General features: G+C 53.9%; 1 protein-coding gene. It reads left to right on the top strand.

Features of this window, described 5'->3' with window-relative positions; translation table 11 throughout:
• The first annotated feature begins 236 nt into the window (after positions 1 to 236).
• A complete protein-coding gene (locus tag KNP76_RS15480) occupies positions 237 to 1,604 on the top strand; it encodes an IS1182 family transposase (RefSeq protein ID WP_214845037.1) in 1,368 nt (455 codons plus the stop codon).
• Positions 1,605 to 1,660: the final 56 nt, after the last annotated feature.

The following is a 1,660-nucleotide window of genomic DNA, read 5'->3' as shown; positions in this document are numbered from 1 at the left end:
TGTAGACAAAACATTGTCTGCAGTCTTTTTTATTTGCCCGACCGGGCACAGCTCGCTTTTCTGGGGGCAAGCAGGGAGCCGCATCGCGACTTTGTCGCTGCTGGGTCTCCCTTTGCTTGCTAATCCCCTGGAAGTCTCGCCGTGCCCGCAGTCGGCCCACGCATCAATCCCTCTTTTCGTACCGTCGTCGCTTTTTTATAATGAGAGATATAGAAACAATTATGGAGGCGAATCGGATGATCAGGAAATCAACAGAATCGGAAACCAATCGGACACAACTGGAGATGGTCACGCTCGACGAGCTTGTGCCAGCGGACCATCTGGTCCGAAAAATCGAGGCGGTGATCGACTTTGAGTTCATCTATCCGCTCGTGGAGGACTTATATTCTGAGGACCGTGGCCGGCCAAGCGTCGACCCTGTCGTCCTGATCAAGATGGCCTTTCTTCAGTACCTGTTCGGTATCCGATCCATGCGACAGACGATTCGTGAGATCGAGACGAACGTCGCATACCGTTGGTTTCTCGGGTTCGGATTCACGGACAAGGTGCCACATTTCTCGACGTTCGGGAAGAACTATGTGCGTCGGTTTCAATACACGAGCTTATTCGACGACATCTTCTATCATATCCTTGAACAGGCTGCGGACGCAGGGTTCATCGATCGCGCCGTCCTATTCGTCGACTCGACACACGTCAAAGCGAACGCAAACAAGCGGAAGCTCGTTAAGAAGACCGTCCGGCAAGAGGTGAAACACTATCAGGAACAACTCGATGCCGAGGTCGAGCGAGACCGTGAAGAAAGTGGAAAGAAGCCCTTAGGGCCAAAAAAGAATCAGGCGGAGGAGACGAAGGAAATCAAGGTCAGCACGACAGACCCTGAGAGTGGATATTACGTAAAAGGTGAGCGTGAGAAGCAGTTCGCTTACTCGGTCCATGCGGCGAGCGACGCCCATGGGTTCGTGCTCGGTGCCATCGTTACACCTGGGAACGTGCATGACAGTCTCGCGTTCCCAGATCTGCTCGACAAGGTCTCCAACCGTCTGATTCAACCGTTCGCCGTCGCCGCCGACTCCGCCTATAAAAACCCTGCCATCGCCAAATTGCTGATCGACCATGGAATCCTGCCGGTCTTCCCGTACACGCGCCCGAAGGGCAAGAAGGGCGCCTTCAAGACCAAAGATTTCATCTACGACGAGCACCATGACGTCTACATCTGCCCGAACAACGAGTTATTAACGTACAGCACCACGATGCGCGAGGGGAAACGTAAATACGTCTCGAATCCCACCGTTTGTGTGAACTGCCCGTTGCTCGAGCAGTGCACGAAGAGCCAGAAGCATCAGCGGATCATCGAACGACACCTCTGGCAATCTTATATGGACGAGGTCGAAGACCTCCGCCACACCGAACTGAACCGCAACATCTATGACCGTCGGAAACAAACGGTCGAGCGCGTGTTTGCGGACGCAAAAGAGAAGCATGGCATGCGTTGGACCCGTTACCGGGGACTTGAAAAAGTTTCAATGCAGGCGATGCTTACTTTTGCTGCCCTCAATCTCAAGAAGATGGCGGGCTGGGCATGGAAGAACGCCCAGCCCGCCTGAAAAAGGGGCTCGGGCAGAGCGCCTCAAGGCCCGAAAACGACAAAGTCACGTTTCAG

This window comes from Exiguobacterium sp. s150, from assembly GCF_018618435.1.
GTDB lineage: Bacteria > Bacillota > Bacilli > Exiguobacteriales > Exiguobacteriaceae > Exiguobacterium > Exiguobacterium alkaliphilum.
Note: the sequence above shows the minus strand (reverse complement) of the source record. Positions and strands in the feature narration are given on the sequence as shown.

Excerpts from the sequence above, each read along its gene's own strand:
- KNP76_RS15480 (WP_214845037.1), top strand. The coding sequence starts at position 237 with ATGATCAGGAAATCAACAGAATCGGAAACCAATCGGACACAACTGGAG.